This is a genomic window from Cytobacillus sp. FSL R7-0680 (assembly GCF_038009245.1).
Lineage (GTDB): Bacteria > Bacillota > Bacilli > Bacillales > Cytobacillaceae > Cytobacillus > Cytobacillus kochii.
Map to the genome: position 1 here is coordinate 1,702,897 of NZ_JBBPAO010000001.1, position 14,784 is coordinate 1,717,680.

The window sequence follows — 14,784 nt, forward strand, 5'->3', positions numbered from 1 at the left end:
CCACTCCTCTTTTTGTTTTAGGCATTTTCAAAATCATCATATGACATAGGTTCTTGTCCTGCATGTGTTTTTGCCCAATTTTTTTAGAATGTCAGTTTTTTTCTTTTTCCTCTAGACGTAAAGCGTTTTCATCTCATACAATTTAATTACAAGATAAATTGGGTAATCTAAAATTGTCATATTTAAAGGAGTACAAATAATGAAAAGAAAATCACTCCTCCTATGTTCCATGTTATGTATTGGATTTATATTTTTATTTCAATTCTTTCAAGAACCTAAAGTGGAGGGAGATCAATCAGTAGAGAATTTTTATGAAAAAGTAGGAAGCGAAAAAACAATTAACTATTTAATCATCGGTGATAGTATTGGTAGAGGATCAGGGGCATCAGAGCCAAATAAAAGATGGTTTCAAATATGGGAAAATAAAATGAAAGATACATATGATGTTGATTTTAAACGTCATATGGTTGTACAAAGCGGAAGCACTGCTTTTGAAGGGTTAAATAAGCTGAACGCCACTCCGCACCTAGGAAGCATCGATTTAACTTTTATTGTGTTCGGGGAAAATGACCGAAAATATATGAATGAAAAGCAGTTTGCCCAATTTTATGAAGGACTTCTAAGGCAAGTAAAGAAAGATTATCCTGATACAGAAATATATACATTAACAGAATCACCTTTAGATAATGAATTATTCATTCAAAAGATCACAGATATCTCAGCCCATTATTTAGCTAAAAATATTGATTTACGACCTGTATTTAGTGAATCAACTTATTCTGCCTTTGAATTAACGACAGACCTTGTACATCCAAACGATAGAGGCTATCAACTTTATGCCGAAGCGATTTTTCAAGAAACACAAAATTTGATGAATCAGGATACGCAAATAGCTGTACTAGCTGCTCCTCTTCATGATGACGTAAATATCGCCTTACAACAATCTTCAGCCTACACACATGCCAGTCATCCATATAAAGGTATTTACTGGTATAGTGAAGATGCTGGAGAAACAATCAAATTTTCCTTCTCTGGAACTTTTCTCGGGATGAAAGTGAAGAGTCACCCTGCAGGAGGCATGCTCGATATTTATATTGACGGTCAGCCTGTACGAACATTATCAACGTGGTGGCCTTTAGAAAAAGAAAGATATCTATATATATCAAGCGGTTTAGAGAAAGGTATTCATCAAGTTACATTTACTGTGTCCAAGCAAAAATCCATCTTTAATGAGTCAGGTAAAGCGGAGATATTTCTTTCAACGATCATTACCGAGGGTACGAACTAGACCGTTTTTCAAAATAAGTGAATGAGCTCTCCTTCCTTTACACACATTAACAAAAAAAGGACAGGGAGAGTTTTTCTCATGTATCGATGTTTAGTATTACTCGTTTTCATAGCCTTCATATATTCCAATCATGTGCTTGCCTCTTTTGCTCCAACAGCGGCAGAATTACAAGAACAAGACTACATTCTTGAACAACTCAACCATATCTTAGATGAACCCCATATTACGAGTAAGGAAGAATCAGTTAAACTTGCTCATCAACTTTTCGAAAGTTTAAATGAAGAACAAAAAGAAGAAATGATCCTTCCACTAAATAAGGCAATTGCACATAAATGGTCTAATCTACCTATTAATCAAGCAAGTAGAAATGGCGTTCCCTTGTCTGAACTAAATACACAAAGTTTTATACTCGCCATGTTATTACTTCAAGCAAATCTCAGTCCACTTGGCTTTGAGCATATGACAGAAATCATTAAAGCTGATTACTTTTTATCAACAACAATCAAGAACCCTCCATTTAAATGGGGGGCACAAGAATATTATATCTCTATACATGGAAACCCTTCCTATACAAAACCTTGGATGATTCAACTAACAGGGCATCATCTTGCAAAGAATATTTTCATTAACCGTTCAAAAACGACGATTACCCCTGAGTTTACGGGGACGCAACCTCGTATTTTTCAAATAAATAATCGTACGTATCATCCAATGAATGCAAAAGTAAATGCTGTCCATGCACTCTTACTATCTTTATGTAATGAGCAAAAACAGCAAAGTAAACTTAATGATGAGTTTAACGACATTTTACTAGGCCCCGGAAATGACCAATCGTTTCCCACTCAAGAAGGTTTACTTATAAAAAATCTAAATACAGAGCAACAAATACAAGTAAAACACATGATTGAGGAATGGGTCGCTCATGCACCTTATGAAGCAAGAAAGGCATTGCTACACACGTATTTATCTCAGGAACAACTTCAGAAAACGACGATTGCTTGGGCTGGTTCAACTTCAATCAAGCGACCGGGTAGCTACTTTCGTATTGATGGACCGCAAATTTGGATAGAAATCTATAGTAAAGAGGGCGTTGCCAATAAAAAACAAGCACATGTACATTCTATATGGCGCGATAAATTAAATGATTATGGGGGGATATTGAAGTAAATAACATCAGTCTAATTTTTCTGTATCTTACCTGTTATAATCCTGGCTCCTTCAATGACAGTTTCAACTAGCTCTTCTTCTTCATAATCATCAATACGAACAGACGGGATGGTAATAGATATACTTGCTAAAATTTCATTTTGAGGATTAAATATCGGTGCACTATATGAAATCGCACCTTTCACTCTTTCACCATTGCTTTTGGCATATCCTCTTTGTTGAATAGATTGTAGCTCCTCATATAAGACATCTTTATCAATAATCGTCGTACTTGAAAGAGGTTCGAATTGGATTTTTGCTAAATACTCTCTTTGGATGTCTGCTGGGAAATAAGCCAATAATATTTTTGCTGAAGCGCCTGCATATAGTGGTGATTCTTGTCCCACCGTAATCATTGTTTGTAGTTGATGACTGCTTGCGATAAAATCTATACACTTTCTTTTTTCGTTTTCAATCACATTTAAACTAATGCACTCTTCTATTTTCACCCACATTTCTTTCATTACCGGGGCGGCTATGTTTAAAAAACTTGAGTTTTTTTCTACTAAATGACCTAAAAACAATAACTCTAATCCTAACTGATATCTTTTTGTTTCTTCATTTTTATGTAATAAGCCTTCATAAACAAGGGTAGAAAGCAATCTTTGCAAACTAGGTTTAGATAGACCCGTACGTTTATGTAATTCTGTTAATGACAAAGTTTTATGCTCATAAGAAAAAGATCGTAGAATTTGTAATGCTTTATGTAAGGTTTGCATCGAATAGTTCTTTTTAAACATTTGATCATTCATGGATGCATCCATCACCTCTTAAATAATATTTACTTTACAATAAATTTACCATTTTCAAAACCTTTCCACAAGCGGAAAAAGATTTCTTGGGAAATGAAAAGAAGGATTCAACTAAAGTGAATCCCCCTTGGTCTAAATACACTTATATTAAGCTTCTTCAGCAAATAATTTCAGATAACGCCCATAGCCTTCTTTCTCCATATCTTCATATGGTATGAATTTTAAAGAGGCTGAATTAATACAATATCTTAATCCATTCTCACCTGGCCCATCATTAAACACATGACCTAAGTGAGAATCAGCTTCCTTACTACGAACCTCTGTTCGAACCATATTGTGACTGTGGTCTTCTTTTTCTAATACTTCTTTCTCTTCTATTGGTTTGGTAAAACTTGGCCAACCACAGCCTGCATCATACTTTTCGGTTGAACTAAATAACGCCTTACCTGAGACGATGTCAACATAAATTCCCTTTCTAAATTCATCCCAGTATTCATTTCTAAATGGCGGTTCCGTACCATTATTTTGTGTGACATAAAATTGCATCTCATTTAATTTATTCTTCAAATCTTTTTTCTCACTCATCTTTTTTCTCACCCCAATTTTGTTTAATAAACCCTGCTCTACCTGAGCCTTGATGGTAAGCCTGGTAATGAGTTGGATTTTTCTTATAATAATGTTGATGATACTCTTCTGCAGGATAGAAAGCTTTTGCTGGTAATATCTTTGTCACGATTGGATCTTTAAAGGGCCCCTCTTTCTCCAATTTTTCTTTTGAAGCTTCGGCCAATTGTTTCTGCTGTTCATTATAATAAAAAATAGCCGTCTGATAAGATTGGCCCCGATCGTAAAATTGACCACCAGTATCGGTTGGATCAATTTGTTGCCAATACAGTTCAAGTAATCTTTCATACGGGAAAATCGTTGGATCAAACGTGATTTGCACCGCTTCATAATGACCAGTCGTTTCCGAGCAAACCTCTTCATAAGTTGGATTTTCTTTATCACCGCCGGTATAACCAGATATTACCGCTTTAATGCCCGGTAACTCATCAAATGGTTTAACCATACACCAAAAACAACCACCGGCAAATGTCGCTTTTTCCTCATTATTATTCGCCATCTTGTCACACCTCATTTTTATTTTCCTTAGCTCTTAAAGAAATAGCTTGTAACACTAAGATAAAGAAAAGTGGATGTAGATGCAAATAAACAACCTTCAATTTCTACTTATGGTCTCCGATACCCTCTTCTCTATAATTTTTTAGCGCATTAAACATTTCGATGAATACAATAATGAAAAATCATAAGTAAGGAGGTTGGCTTAACTAATGGTGCAGCAATCATCTTCAGAGCAAAAGGTCTTACAAAAAATGTCGTCACCTGCCAATCAACTACTGAATCAGAACTTAGATGCATTAGGCTATATCCAATTCTTTCATCTCTCTTCAAGTAGCAAAATGATAGATATCTTTATAAATGGTGTCAAGATATACAAACAAATTTCTTATAAACAATTGACTAATAAACTTGCATTACCTGCCTCTAGTTACCATATTGATATTTATCCAACTGACGTCATGGTCTCATCTTTACTTAGTAGAAAAATTGAAGTCCTCCCCGAAACATTGCATAATATCGCACTCTCAGGTGAAGCAAATGACATGAAATATACTGATACACCAACTAGTATCGCTATACCAAATTCACTCAATGCAAAATTTATTCATCTGGTAGCTGATGGTCCATCATTCAAACCGGTAATATTAGCACCCAAAAGTGAGGAATTGCCACTCATACAATACAAGCAATCGAGTAAATGGATGAATCTTTCGCCTAGTATGCTTCAAGGCTGTATTTACGGTTACCCTTATAGAGATTATCTCACATCGTTTCGCTTTCCCCTACAGCCTCAAAAGCAACATCTTATCTATATCTTTGGTTCTGTGACAGGAGATCCACCATTAGAACTAATGGTACTTATTCAATAACTGCCAGAACTTTTCTTATTCGTTCATATAAAAACCTGTAGCTGGTATATTACTCAATAAGAGTACTCGCTACAGGTTAATGCTTACTTTACCGGTACTAATAAAGTAAAGTCAATATCATCTTCTTCTAAATTGAATTCATTCACTTTTACTTTTATATCACTTTTTAAATCCATTTCTGTTAACGCTACATAGATTTTCTCTTCATTTGGTTGGATGACTACCCAATCTGGTGTTTTATAATGATTATTAATTAGTTTGAGTAAGAAGGAGATCGGTAAATCCATTTGGCCAATAGATAAATCCTTTTGTTCCAATACAACATCCCCGTTTGGTAATACAGAGGGTTCAAAAGACATTCTTAAACGCAACTGTTGACTGAATACCGGTAAGGTGCCGTATAAATTCACTTCATCATCCAACCTTACTTCATAGTCCAGTCCTCCGTCTAAAATTTCTTCCTCTAAGTAATGATTAATTAATAGGTTTAAATCATTTTTATTTGTTGATATATGAAATGGAGCGTAATCCGCCTCATTTAATTGCACACTTTCATAAGGGTCATCCTTCGCTGGAATACTAACCATAATAAATAAAATAAGCGCAAATAGAATGATTATACCCAGTAGCCCTAAGAAAAGCACTTTCCATTTATTCCCCTTCAATGAAGCTCCCCCTTAATTCTCTTTATTTTCAATGACAGACTTAATTCCTATTTGATCTAAAACTTGATAAATTCTCCCTGCCATTAATTCATATCCTCGATCATTAGGATGGAAATGATCTGTGAATAGTAGATTTTCTTCACTCGTTTCAAAAATATCATCTACATTTACAAAATACATGTTCTCATACTCACCTAGTACTTGTTGGCTGGCTATATTCCACTGACGCATGATCAAACTTAGCTCTTTAATGCTTGAAAACCATTCTAAAAAAGGGTTATATAATCCCACTAATAATACTGTACTCTTCGGATTATATTCGCGAATGGTATGTAGAATTGTATTTAAATTATCTTCAAAAACATCTTGTTCTTTTTCAAAAGCAGCTACATTTAATTTGGTAAAATTAGATCTGACTACCTTCATAATATCATTGCCACCAATAGTAATAATAACGAGATCCGATTCTGTTACCGCATTTTTTACTTTGTCCATATTAAGCCGTTCTAATAATTGGTTTGACCGATTCCCTTTTACACCATAATTAATAAAACTTGTATAATTAATCGACCGATGTTCCTCTAAGAGCTTCTCTAAATAGGGTATATACCCACCACTTTCAGTCGTGTCGCCTACACCTTGGGTCAATGAATCACCTATTGATACGACATTTAAATCAATGGGGAAAAATTCTGCAGGAATATCTTGTTTAGTTAAATCCTCCATTTGTTTTGCTTCAGCGGCCTCATTATCGCTTGTCATCGCATTGGTATTACAACCCGCCAATAGAACCATGATTGATAGTAATAAGGTGAATATTCTTTTCAATTCTTTCTCACCTCTTTATTAAAGTATGTTTCATTATATCATGTTGTGGTAATCACATAAAAAAGTGTGATTACTTAATAATATTAAATTATACTCTTTTAACCACTATTAAACTTAAATGAAGAGAATAATTTAAATAAAATACCATCTATGGGTACAGAAGAAACAATTTATCACTTGATACTCTTATGAAATGAAGTTAAAAGCAACACTTAAAGAGGTAAATATATTAGCACAAAAAAGAAGCAAGACCAAGCTTTGAGTTTACACTTTAGGCTTGGTCTTGCTTCTAAGATCTGTTGAATGAAATTATTGAATTTTTTTTATATCGGCAATGATTTCTTCATAAGGAACATCGGATACACCATCATAATCCTTCATAACCACACCATTTTGATCGACTAAATAAATTGAAGTCTGATGAATGACTTGATCATCATTCTTTGGTTTTTTTACTAATGACTTGAATGAATCAACAGCAAAGCTTTCAATCTCTTCTTGGGTATAGCCCGTTAAAAAATGCCAGTTTGAAAAGTCTATTTCATAGTTGTTCGCAAAATCTTTTAATGCCTCAGGACTGTCCACAGTTGGATCAACACTAAAAGAAACAAACTCTACATTTTCAATCCCTTCTTCTTTAACCTTATCTTGCAATTGACTCATATTATATGTCATTGGTGGACAGACCGTTTCACAGCTAGTAAAAATAAAATCAGCTATCCATACTTTCCCCTCTAAATCACTTAAACCTACAGCCTGATTTTCTTGATTAGTATAATTAAAATCTCCCACATCATAGTTTAGTGCATTTTCTATACCACTTTGGCCACAAGCGGCTAGAATAATTGTAAAAAGACCAATAACCGCGGCTAATTTTTTCAACACTTTCACCTGCTTTTATGTATTTATCAATTCAACATTAATGTACCAAACGAAATTGTTTGAATGAAGAAAAAAGTATGACATCTATGTGAACAAAGGAAAATAATGCAAATACCTCTTCTAATAATCGAATAGAAGAGGCATTTACTGCTTAAAGGTTATTCGATGTGATAACAAAAACCAATTGCGCCTTCACCAGTATGGGTACTAATAATTGGTGTTGTATCCTCTATTGTTACATGATTAAAGCCTGTTAATTCACTGATTACTTCTTTCAGTTTTCTTGCTAATTCTAAACCACCCGCATGGGTAATTCCTACACTTTTAATCGTCTTTCCTTTTGCATCTTCTACTAATTGTTTGGATAAAAACTTTATCACTTGAGAGTGACTTCGTACCTTTGTTATTGGTGTGTACACGCCATCTGCTAACGAAGCAATCGGTTTAATATTTAATAGAGAGCCAATTAAACCTTTGCCTTTTCCTATTCTTCCACCTTTAATCAGGTTTTCCAAAGTGTCTACAACAACATAAAGTTTCGTATTTTCTTGAATTTCTTGAATTCTCTGGATAATACGCTTGTAATCTTCTCCCTTATCTGCGAGTTCAGCAGCAGCTATGACTTGAAATGCCAACGCTTTTGAAATGAAGCGAGAATCAATAACAGTCACATTGGCCTCTGTTATGTCTGCAGCAGTTCGAGCAGAATCAACTGTCCCACTCATTCCTCCAGTCATATGGATAGAAATAATTTCGTCGTAACCATCTTTGTTTAGTTGATCATACAATTCTACAAATGTCCCTGTTGCAGGTTGAGAACTTTTAGGAAGCTCATCAGACTGTCGCATTAAATCCAGAAATTCTTGGGGCGTAATATCGACACGGTCCTCATAAGATTGTCCATTAATATTAATTGATAATGGTACAACAGCTATATCTAACTTTGTAATCATTTCAGCTGATAAGTCAACAGTTGAATCCGTTACAATTTTTATTCTAGTCATTCATTCACGTCCTATCATAGCAATTCAACCTTCATTATACATGTATATCACTGCGATTAAAAGATTTATGTTGAAACGTCTTTATACTGTCAAAATTACAATAAAAAAGATTATTATATTTATTTAATGTTTTTTTAGTTAGGTAAACTGGACAAATAATCAATAAACAAAACAAAAAACCTTTCAAAATAAATGTTAACTAAAATACATGATTTCACAGGCATATTAGCTTTTATAACTATTTGGACCCTTTTTATAACTTTCTCAACTTGTTCACTACACTAAAAAAAAGACCCCTTTACGGGATCTATCATGCATTGCTTTTTAATTCTTTTGTTTGAAATACCATCTCAACATCTGACCACTTCATCACACGTTTTAAATACTCTTTAAATGAGTACACAGTTGTCTTACAATGTTCCGTATGATAAATTTTCGTTACAAACTGCTGTAGTCGAATGTGTACTAAGAAAAAACAAGGACTATCCTTATCCACTAAAGGAATCTCTGTAATCTTCACCTTCTGTCCAAATACATTTCTGAACTCTAGGCTTTTACATATCAAAATATCAATCCTCATTTTCACCCGTTTAATCGTATTATACATCATTTCGTTTAATAATTCTTCTAGATTTTTTGTGCTTATTAAAATTATGATGAGGAGCTTTCCAATGCTTCTAATTGTTCTTTCTTTAACTTTCTGCGATAAACGATTTTTGATAAGGTAATACTGATTTCATATAGGACAAGAAGCGGAATACTGACGATAATATCTGACATTAAATCAGGTGGTGAAATAATAACAGAAATCACTACAAGAACAAAATAAGCGTATTTCCTGATTTTTGTTAACACGTATGGGTTAATCATCCCGAGGGATGTTAAAAACATCGCCACAACTGGCAATTCAAATAGTATTCCAAAAGGCAACGTCATATGAAATATAAACTGAAAATACTTATCTACCGTAAAACTCATTTCCATCATACCTTCACTTAACCCAGTCAAAAAGTTAAACAATGTAGGCATAATGACAAAATAACCAAAGCTTAACCCAACTAAAAACAATACAAAAAGAGCTGGAATGTAAGCTAATGTAATTTTTCTCTCTTTAGGCACAAGTCCAGGTTTAACAAATTGCCATAATTGCAATGCCACAACTGGTATTGTCCCAGCTATGGCAATAACAGAAGCAATCGTAAAATACACCCAAATGATATCACTTGGTCCAAGTACAATTAACTGCTCTTTCAAATCACGGACAAACCATTGGTAAATATGATCGACGAACAGAAAACCGACAATAAAAAACAATACAAATGCCACTATACAAAGAATTAACCGCTTTCTTAATTCCTCTAGATGCTCAATATAATTCAATTCTTCTTGTTTCATAACCTACTCCTGCTTCGTTTTCAATTTAACCTGTTGAATCTTGCTTCACTTTTGTCCACTATTTAAAGACGAACAAAATGGAAAACCTACACAAAAAACGAGAAACATGTGGTTAGGTCAAAAGTAGTTGATTACTTTGACTAATACATGTTTCTAATTTTCACAATTATTCATTTTCATAACTATATGTAGCCCTATCGATTAGGCCTTTTTATTCATTGTCTCTCTCTCAGCATCATCGTCATTGGCTAATTCTTTCGTAGATTTCTTAAACTCTCTTAATGTATCACCTAGCGCGCGACCAATTTCGGGTAATTTCTTTGGACCGAAGATGATGAGTGCCAGCACAAGAATGAGAATAAGTCCTGGAAAACCTATGTTTGAAAACATGAAAAACATCCCCTTAAACTGTTGTTCAAGCCATCCCCATTATAGCGTTATTTTAAAAGAAAAGTCAATTAATTCCTAACAATCATTAGACTAAAAGATGAAACAAATTTTCATCATTGTTAATTTCTTGGTAAGAGAATCCTTTTTTATTCATGCGCTCGATTAAACTATGATTATCACGTCGATTCTTTAGCTCAATACCGACTAGAGCTGGACCACTACCTTTATTGTTCTTCTTTGTATATTCAAATCTTACAATATCATCCGTAGGACCAAGCACCTCATCTAAAAACTCTCGTAATGCCCCTGCTCTTTGAGGGAAATTAACAATAAAATAATACAATAACCCTTCATACAACAAGGATCGTTCTTTAATTTCCTGCATTCTTTCAATATCATTATTTCCACCGCTTAAAACACATACAATTGACTTTCCTTTAATCTCATCTTTATAAAAGTCTAAAGCTGCAATTGATAATGCTCCTGCTGGTTCGGCAACAATTGCATGCTCATTGTATAATTCTAATATTGTTGTACAAACTTTTCCTTCTGGGACGCTAATAATGTCATCTACATATCGTTTACAAATATCAAATGTCATCTCACCCACTCTTTTAACTGCTGCACCGTCGATGAATTTATCAATTTCATCTAGGGCCACGACTTGATTTTGTTGAACGGATTCCTTCATCGAAGAAGCTCCTTCAGGCTCGACACCAATCATTTTCGTTAAAGGTGACACACTTTTAATGTACGTGGACAAACCAGACATCAATCCGCCCCCGCCAATACTTGCGAAAACATAATCAATTGGTTCATCGCAATCATGAAGCATTTCAACAGCAATAGTTCCTTGACCAGCTATCACATGCTCATCTTCAAAGGGATGAATAAATGTGCGCCCTTCCTGATTACAGCAAGCCTGAGCCTCAGCGAATGAATCATCAAATGTATCGCCAACAAGAATAATTTCAATTGAATCTTTGCCGAATAATTCAACTTGGCTTACTTTCTGTTTAGGTGTAGTTGCCGGCATAAAGATTTTCCCGTTAATACCTAATCGATGGCAAGCATAGGCAACCCCTTGTGCATGATTGCCTGCACTTGCACAAACAACGCCGTTCTTTATCCGTTCCTCTGGTAATGACATCACTGAATAATAGGCACCTCTTAGTTTAAAAGAGCGTACATGTTGCAAATCTTCCCGTTTAATATACACATTGCACTCATATCTTTCAGACAAGCGATTATTTTTTTGCAGCGGTGTATGGGCAACGATATCCTTTAAGTGCTGGTACGCAATTAAGATATCCTCCAATTGCACCATTTTCTCTTTCACTGCTCTCTGTTCCATTTGCCAACTCATCCCTTTTCCTTTTGTAATTTGTACATTATAACATGAGAATAATAGATTGATGCACAATTTTTTAAAAATTCATGTTTTTTTAAAAATGAAAACGGTTACTTTATTTCTGATTTTTCATTTCCGATATATGGAATAATAATCATTTACTTCATAGAAAAAAATTGATGAGGAGATTATAGTGAATCGGGCATAAGACTTGGAGTACATACACTTATAATTGTTCCCGAGCAATAATGGGTTGCACGATTTTTTAGAAGTAAAAACTGGGATGAACGCTTTTTCAAATGTGATTTTACGTTATTCATGGTATGAGGGCAAATTGGCAATGTCATGTTTACATGCAAGAGTCAGAAGAAAAAAGATGACAACTGGTAGAAATGATATTATTTTATAAGAATCACCAGAAAAAAGATAAATGTAGGTGTACCCACCCATAACATATAATTGTTTTTGGACATTCTTAAGTAATCAAAAAAAGAGATTAATAGCTTAACGTTTATAGTTACGCCGCATAATGCATTTTCTTACTCCTTGCCTGTTTTAGGGTAGGCAAATAGATAAAGAACAAATACTTCATAGGAGACCATGAAAAAAACACGAAGCCACTTCGTGTTTTTAATGGCTCATAAAGAAGCCGTCTATTTTATTTTCTAACATATACTTGAAATTCGTAATCGTAAGCATTTTTTTCGTCTTTGCTTCGTTTCTCGACGGACACTTGTTTCCATTCGGTGAGGTCGAATGATGGAAAGCTTGTGTCACCCTCGATTTCAGCATGAATTTTGGTAATATAGAGCTTATCTGCATAAGGTAAAGTAGATTGATAAATTTGCGCTCCACCAATGACAAAAACTTCCTGCTGTTTTTCTTGACTGTATGTAATTAATTGTTCAATCGAATTTAATACTGTTGCTTGCTCTGGAGAAAAATCTGTATTCCTAGTAATGACAATATTTTCTCTTCCTGGAAGTGGCCTTCCAAGTGAGAGCCATGTTCTTCTCCCCATCGCAACTGGGTGACCTAACGTCGTCTCTTTAAAAAACTGCAAGTCCCCTGGTAAATGCCACGGTAACTGATTATCTTTTCCTATCACTCTATTTTCACTCATTGCCCAAATTAATGAAATCATTTTCATATCCTCCAATCGGCACTAGCAATTAATTATAAGTTTAATATAATTCTCTGCACTTGAAAAGAAAATCCAATAATAAAGCTTCTCAGCAAAAGAAAAGCACTCATCCCATGATGAGTGCTTGGTCTACTTAAACGGCAACTGGGGCTTTAATTGTTGGATGAGGATCATAGCCCTCAATTGCTAAATCTTCCATTTCTATATCAAAAATCGAGGTTTTATTGTTATTAATTCGTAGTTGCGGCAATGCCTTTGGTGTTCTTGATAATTGTTCCTGTACTTGCTCAAGATGATTTGAATAAATATGCGCATCACTGATTGTATGAACAAAATCACCAACCTCTAAACCACACTCATGAGCAATTAAATGAGTGAGCAACGAATAGGAAGCCACATTAAATGGAATCCCTAAGAAGGTGTCGCCACTGCGTTGTAATAGATGGCAACTCAACTTACCATTTATGACATAAAATTGGAACATGGCATGACAAGGAGGTAATGCAGCTTTGCTTCCTTTTCCACCTGCATTGATCACATCTTCAGGGTTCCATGCATTCACAATGATTCGTCTTGAGTCAGGGTTATTTTTTATCTGTTCTATTGCATCTTTTAACTGGTCAAGCTCTTCCCCAGTTGAAGCAGTCCAATTTCTCCATTGCTTTCCATATACATTTCCTAAATCTCCGTATTTTTCTGCAAACTCATCGTTAGTAAGGATTCTTTCACAAAACTGTTGTAATTCTTTTTGATAGATTTCATTAAACTCGCTATCAATTAAACAACGTCTACCAAAGTCTGTCATATCAGGACCGTTATATTCATCTGATTCAACCCATTTTTTAAACGCCCATTCATCCCAAATATGGTTATTATGCTGCAATAAATAGCGAATGTTTGTATCACCTTTAATAAACCAGAGTAATTCACTTGCAATTAAACGGAACGGTACACGCTTTGTTGTAAATAATGGGAATCCTTGACTTAAATCGAAACGCATTTGATAGCCAAAAACACTTAAAGTTCCAGTACCAGTACGATCTTGTTTCTTTTGTCCATTTGTTAAAATATGTTGTAGCATGTCTAAATATGCCTGTTCTGGATGTTTCTCCATGATACTCACCTCTTAAACTTTATATCTTAATGATTATGGGCCATTTGTCTAATAAAAGAAAACGTTTTTGGCGCATTTTCATACAAGTAACTTCTCGTTTCTACATTCAAAAAATAAAGGGCAAAACTCTCAGCAAAATATTCTTCGGAAAACGTAGAGAAATAGGAGTCATTTGGAAATAATCGTGGTTGCTCTTCTTGCCAAATACGAATAAATTGGCTATTCGAACGGATTTCCTCAAAGATATAACGATCAATGGAATGTGCCAGCTCATGTAATTCCAAATTAACGGAGCCATGGTCCATCCCTTGGTCACTATAGCCTATTTTTACAAGCACTGTTTTCCCTCCACCAATGCCTGGAACTTGATCCCATGTCGTTGATGAAGTATATCCACGTGGAATCATTCCAGTTAGATGTTTTACGCTAGGATTCTCTGTCAACCTGCCTGAAAAAAGCTTAATCTTAATATTTTGATTGTCTATTTTTTGTAATAAGGTAGACGGTAATTGGTCCAAGCGGGATATGATGGCAGCTGCTTCTATTTCATCAAAAGATTCTGTTGGTAATAAGACAATCTCTCCTAACAAATCCGCTGATGTAAGATCAACTGCTTGCTTTAGTTCTGAAGAATATGGATAGTTCTTTAACTGAATCGCACCGATATCGGCTTGTGAACTTCCCATTAATGTTAAGGAAACAACTAAAAATAAGCCTGTAAATATCCACTTTTTCATAGCTGTTCCTCCCTTTTCTATCATTAATCGTATCATT

17 protein-coding genes are annotated in these 14,784 nt (G+C 34.7%); 3 read left to right on the plus strand and 14 right to left on the minus strand.

Features of this window, described 5'->3' with window-relative positions; all coding sequences use genetic code 11:
• Window positions 1-199: 199 nt before the first annotated feature.
• Window positions 200-1,288: a GDSL-type esterase/lipase family protein gene (locus MKY26_RS08420; protein WP_341051474.1), complete on the plus strand. Its 1,089-nt coding sequence runs from the start codon at window positions 200-202 to the stop codon at window positions 1,286-1,288.
• 78 nt (window positions 1,289-1,366) lie between these two features.
• The gene (locus MKY26_RS08425) at window positions 1,367-2,455 is read left to right on the plus strand and encodes a DUF3500 domain-containing protein (protein ID WP_341095455.1); all 1,089 of its coding nucleotides are present in this window, start codon (window positions 1,367-1,369) and stop codon (window positions 2,453-2,455) included.
• Window positions 2,456-2,466: 11 nt separating this feature from the next.
• Here MKY26_RS08425 and MKY26_RS08430 read toward each other — a convergent pair whose 3' ends face one another.
• From MKY26_RS08430 to msrA, 3 genes are all read right to left on the minus strand, one after another.
• A complete protein-coding gene (locus tag MKY26_RS08430) occupies window positions 2,467-3,246 on the minus strand; it encodes an IclR family transcriptional regulator (protein ID WP_180316955.1) in 780 nt (259 codons plus the stop codon).
• Window positions 3,247-3,393: 147 nt separating this feature from the next.
• The gene (gene msrB, locus MKY26_RS08435) at window positions 3,394-3,831 is read right to left on the minus strand and encodes a peptide-methionine (R)-S-oxide reductase MsrB (RefSeq protein ID WP_095372872.1); all 438 of its coding nucleotides are present in this window, start codon (window positions 3,829-3,831) and stop codon (window positions 3,394-3,396) included.
• On the minus strand, window positions 3,824-4,369 hold the full coding sequence (gene msrA, locus MKY26_RS08440) for a peptide-methionine (S)-S-oxide reductase MsrA (protein ID WP_095372871.1): 546 nt from the start codon (window positions 4,367-4,369) through the stop codon (window positions 3,824-3,826). The genes msrB and msrA overlap by 8 nt, the downstream gene beginning before the upstream one ends.
• Before the next feature lie 208 nt (window positions 4,370-4,577).
• Between msrA and MKY26_RS08445 the strand changes: the two genes are divergently transcribed.
• Window positions 4,578-5,237, plus strand: coding sequence for a DUF4397 domain-containing protein (locus tag MKY26_RS08445; protein WP_307313227.1), 660 nt, complete (start codon window positions 4,578-4,580; stop codon window positions 5,235-5,237).
• Window positions 5,238-5,320: 83 nt separating this feature from the next.
• Here MKY26_RS08445 and MKY26_RS08450 read toward each other — a convergent pair whose 3' ends face one another.
• The 11 genes from MKY26_RS08450 to MKY26_RS08500 all read right to left on the minus strand — a co-directional run bounded on the left by MKY26_RS08450 (window position 5,321) and on the right by MKY26_RS08500 (window position 14,747).
• Window positions 5,321-5,902 (minus strand): YpmS family protein, encoded by a 582-nt coding sequence (locus MKY26_RS08450; RefSeq protein WP_095372869.1) that lies wholly within the window; start codon window positions 5,900-5,902, stop codon window positions 5,321-5,323.
• A gap of 12 nt (window positions 5,903-5,914) precedes the next feature.
• Window positions 5,915-6,730 carry an SGNH/GDSL hydrolase family protein gene (locus MKY26_RS08455; RefSeq protein WP_233435227.1) on the minus strand — a complete coding sequence of 272 codons (816 nt, stop codon included), beginning with the start codon at window positions 6,728-6,730 and terminating at the stop codon, window positions 5,915-5,917.
• A 309-nt stretch (window positions 6,731-7,039) separates the two neighbouring features.
• The gene (locus MKY26_RS08460; protein WP_341095487.1) at window positions 7,040-7,612 is read right to left on the minus strand and encodes an SCO family protein; all 573 of its coding nucleotides are present in this window, start codon (window positions 7,610-7,612) and stop codon (window positions 7,040-7,042) included.
• Window positions 7,613-7,770: 158 nt separating this feature from the next.
• Window positions 7,771-8,616 (minus strand): DegV family protein, encoded by an 846-nt coding sequence (locus MKY26_RS08465; RefSeq protein WP_095372868.1) that lies wholly within the window; start codon window positions 8,614-8,616, stop codon window positions 7,771-7,773.
• Window positions 8,617-8,926: 310 nt separating this feature from the next.
• Window positions 8,927-9,181: a DUF2535 family protein gene (locus MKY26_RS08470; protein WP_095372867.1), complete on the minus strand. Its 255-nt coding sequence runs from the start codon at window positions 9,179-9,181 to the stop codon at window positions 8,927-8,929.
• Between the two features lie 86 nt (window positions 9,182-9,267).
• Window positions 9,268-10,011, minus strand: coding sequence for a twin-arginine translocase subunit TatC (gene tatC / locus MKY26_RS08475; protein WP_307313215.1), 744 nt, complete (start codon window positions 10,009-10,011; stop codon window positions 9,268-9,270).
• 201 nt (window positions 10,012-10,212) lie between these two features.
• Window positions 10,213-10,401, minus strand: coding sequence for a twin-arginine translocase TatA/TatE family subunit (locus MKY26_RS08480; RefSeq protein ID WP_095372866.1), 189 nt, complete (start codon window positions 10,399-10,401; stop codon window positions 10,213-10,215).
• An 85-nt stretch (window positions 10,402-10,486) separates the two neighbouring features.
• On the minus strand, window positions 10,487-11,755 hold the full coding sequence (ilvA, locus tag MKY26_RS08485) for a threonine ammonia-lyase IlvA (RefSeq protein ID WP_095372865.1): 1,269 nt from the start codon (window positions 11,753-11,755) through the stop codon (window positions 10,487-10,489).
• 655 nt (window positions 11,756-12,410) lie between these two features.
• Window positions 12,411-12,896: a dihydrofolate reductase gene (locus MKY26_RS08490; RefSeq protein ID WP_095372864.1), complete on the minus strand. Its 486-nt coding sequence runs from the start codon at window positions 12,894-12,896 to the stop codon at window positions 12,411-12,413.
• A 133-nt stretch (window positions 12,897-13,029) separates the two neighbouring features.
• Window positions 13,030-14,010: a thymidylate synthase gene (locus tag MKY26_RS08495; RefSeq protein WP_341095514.1), complete on the minus strand. Its 981-nt coding sequence runs from the start codon at window positions 14,008-14,010 to the stop codon at window positions 13,030-13,032.
• Between the two features lie 26 nt (window positions 14,011-14,036).
• Window positions 14,037-14,747 carry an anthrax toxin lethal factor-related metalloendopeptidase gene (locus MKY26_RS08500; protein WP_307313209.1) on the minus strand — a complete coding sequence of 237 codons (711 nt, stop codon included), beginning with the start codon at window positions 14,745-14,747 and terminating at the stop codon, window positions 14,037-14,039.
• Window positions 14,748-14,784: the final 37 nt, after the last annotated feature.

What these genes read in the sequence shown, in the direction of transcription:
- MKY26_RS08445 (WP_307313227.1), top strand. Translation starts at nt 4,578, where the DNA reads ATGGTGCAGCAATCATCTTCAGAGCAAAAGGTCTTACAAAAAATGTCG.
- msrA (WP_095372871.1), bottom strand. Translation starts at nt 4,369, where the DNA reads ATGGCGAATAATAATGAGGAAAAAGCGACATTTGCCGGTGGTTGTTTT.
- MKY26_RS08495 (WP_341095514.1), bottom strand. Translation starts at nt 14,010, where the DNA reads ATGGAGAAACATCCAGAACAGGCATATTTAGACATGCTACAACATATT.
- MKY26_RS08465 (WP_095372868.1), bottom strand. Translation starts at nt 8,616, where the DNA reads ATGACTAGAATAAAAATTGTAACGGATTCAACTGTTGACTTATCAGCT.
- ilvA (WP_095372865.1), bottom strand. Translation starts at nt 11,755, where the DNA reads ATGGAACAGAGAGCAGTGAAAGAGAAAATGGTGCAATTGGAGGATATC.
- MKY26_RS08500 (WP_307313209.1), bottom strand. Translation starts at nt 14,747, where the DNA reads ATGAAAAAGTGGATATTTACAGGCTTATTTTTAGTTGTTTCCTTAACA.
- MKY26_RS08420 (WP_341051474.1), top strand. Translation starts at nt 200, where the DNA reads ATGAAAAGAAAATCACTCCTCCTATGTTCCATGTTATGTATTGGATTT.
- MKY26_RS08480 (WP_095372866.1), bottom strand. Translation starts at nt 10,401, where the DNA reads ATGTTTTCAAACATAGGTTTTCCAGGACTTATTCTCATTCTTGTGCTG.
- MKY26_RS08425 (WP_341095455.1), top strand. Translation starts at nt 1,367, where the DNA reads ATGTATCGATGTTTAGTATTACTCGTTTTCATAGCCTTCATATATTCC.
- MKY26_RS08430 (WP_180316955.1), bottom strand. Translation starts at nt 3,246, where the DNA reads ATGAATGATCAAATGTTTAAAAAGAACTATTCGATGCAAACCTTACAT.
- msrB (WP_095372872.1), bottom strand. Translation starts at nt 3,831, where the DNA reads ATGAGTGAGAAAAAAGATTTGAAGAATAAATTAAATGAGATGCAATTT.
- tatC (WP_307313215.1), bottom strand. Translation starts at nt 10,011, where the DNA reads ATGAAACAAGAAGAATTGAATTATATTGAGCATCTAGAGGAATTAAGA.
- MKY26_RS08490 (WP_095372864.1), bottom strand. Translation starts at nt 12,896, where the DNA reads ATGATTTCATTAATTTGGGCAATGAGTGAAAATAGAGTGATAGGAAAA.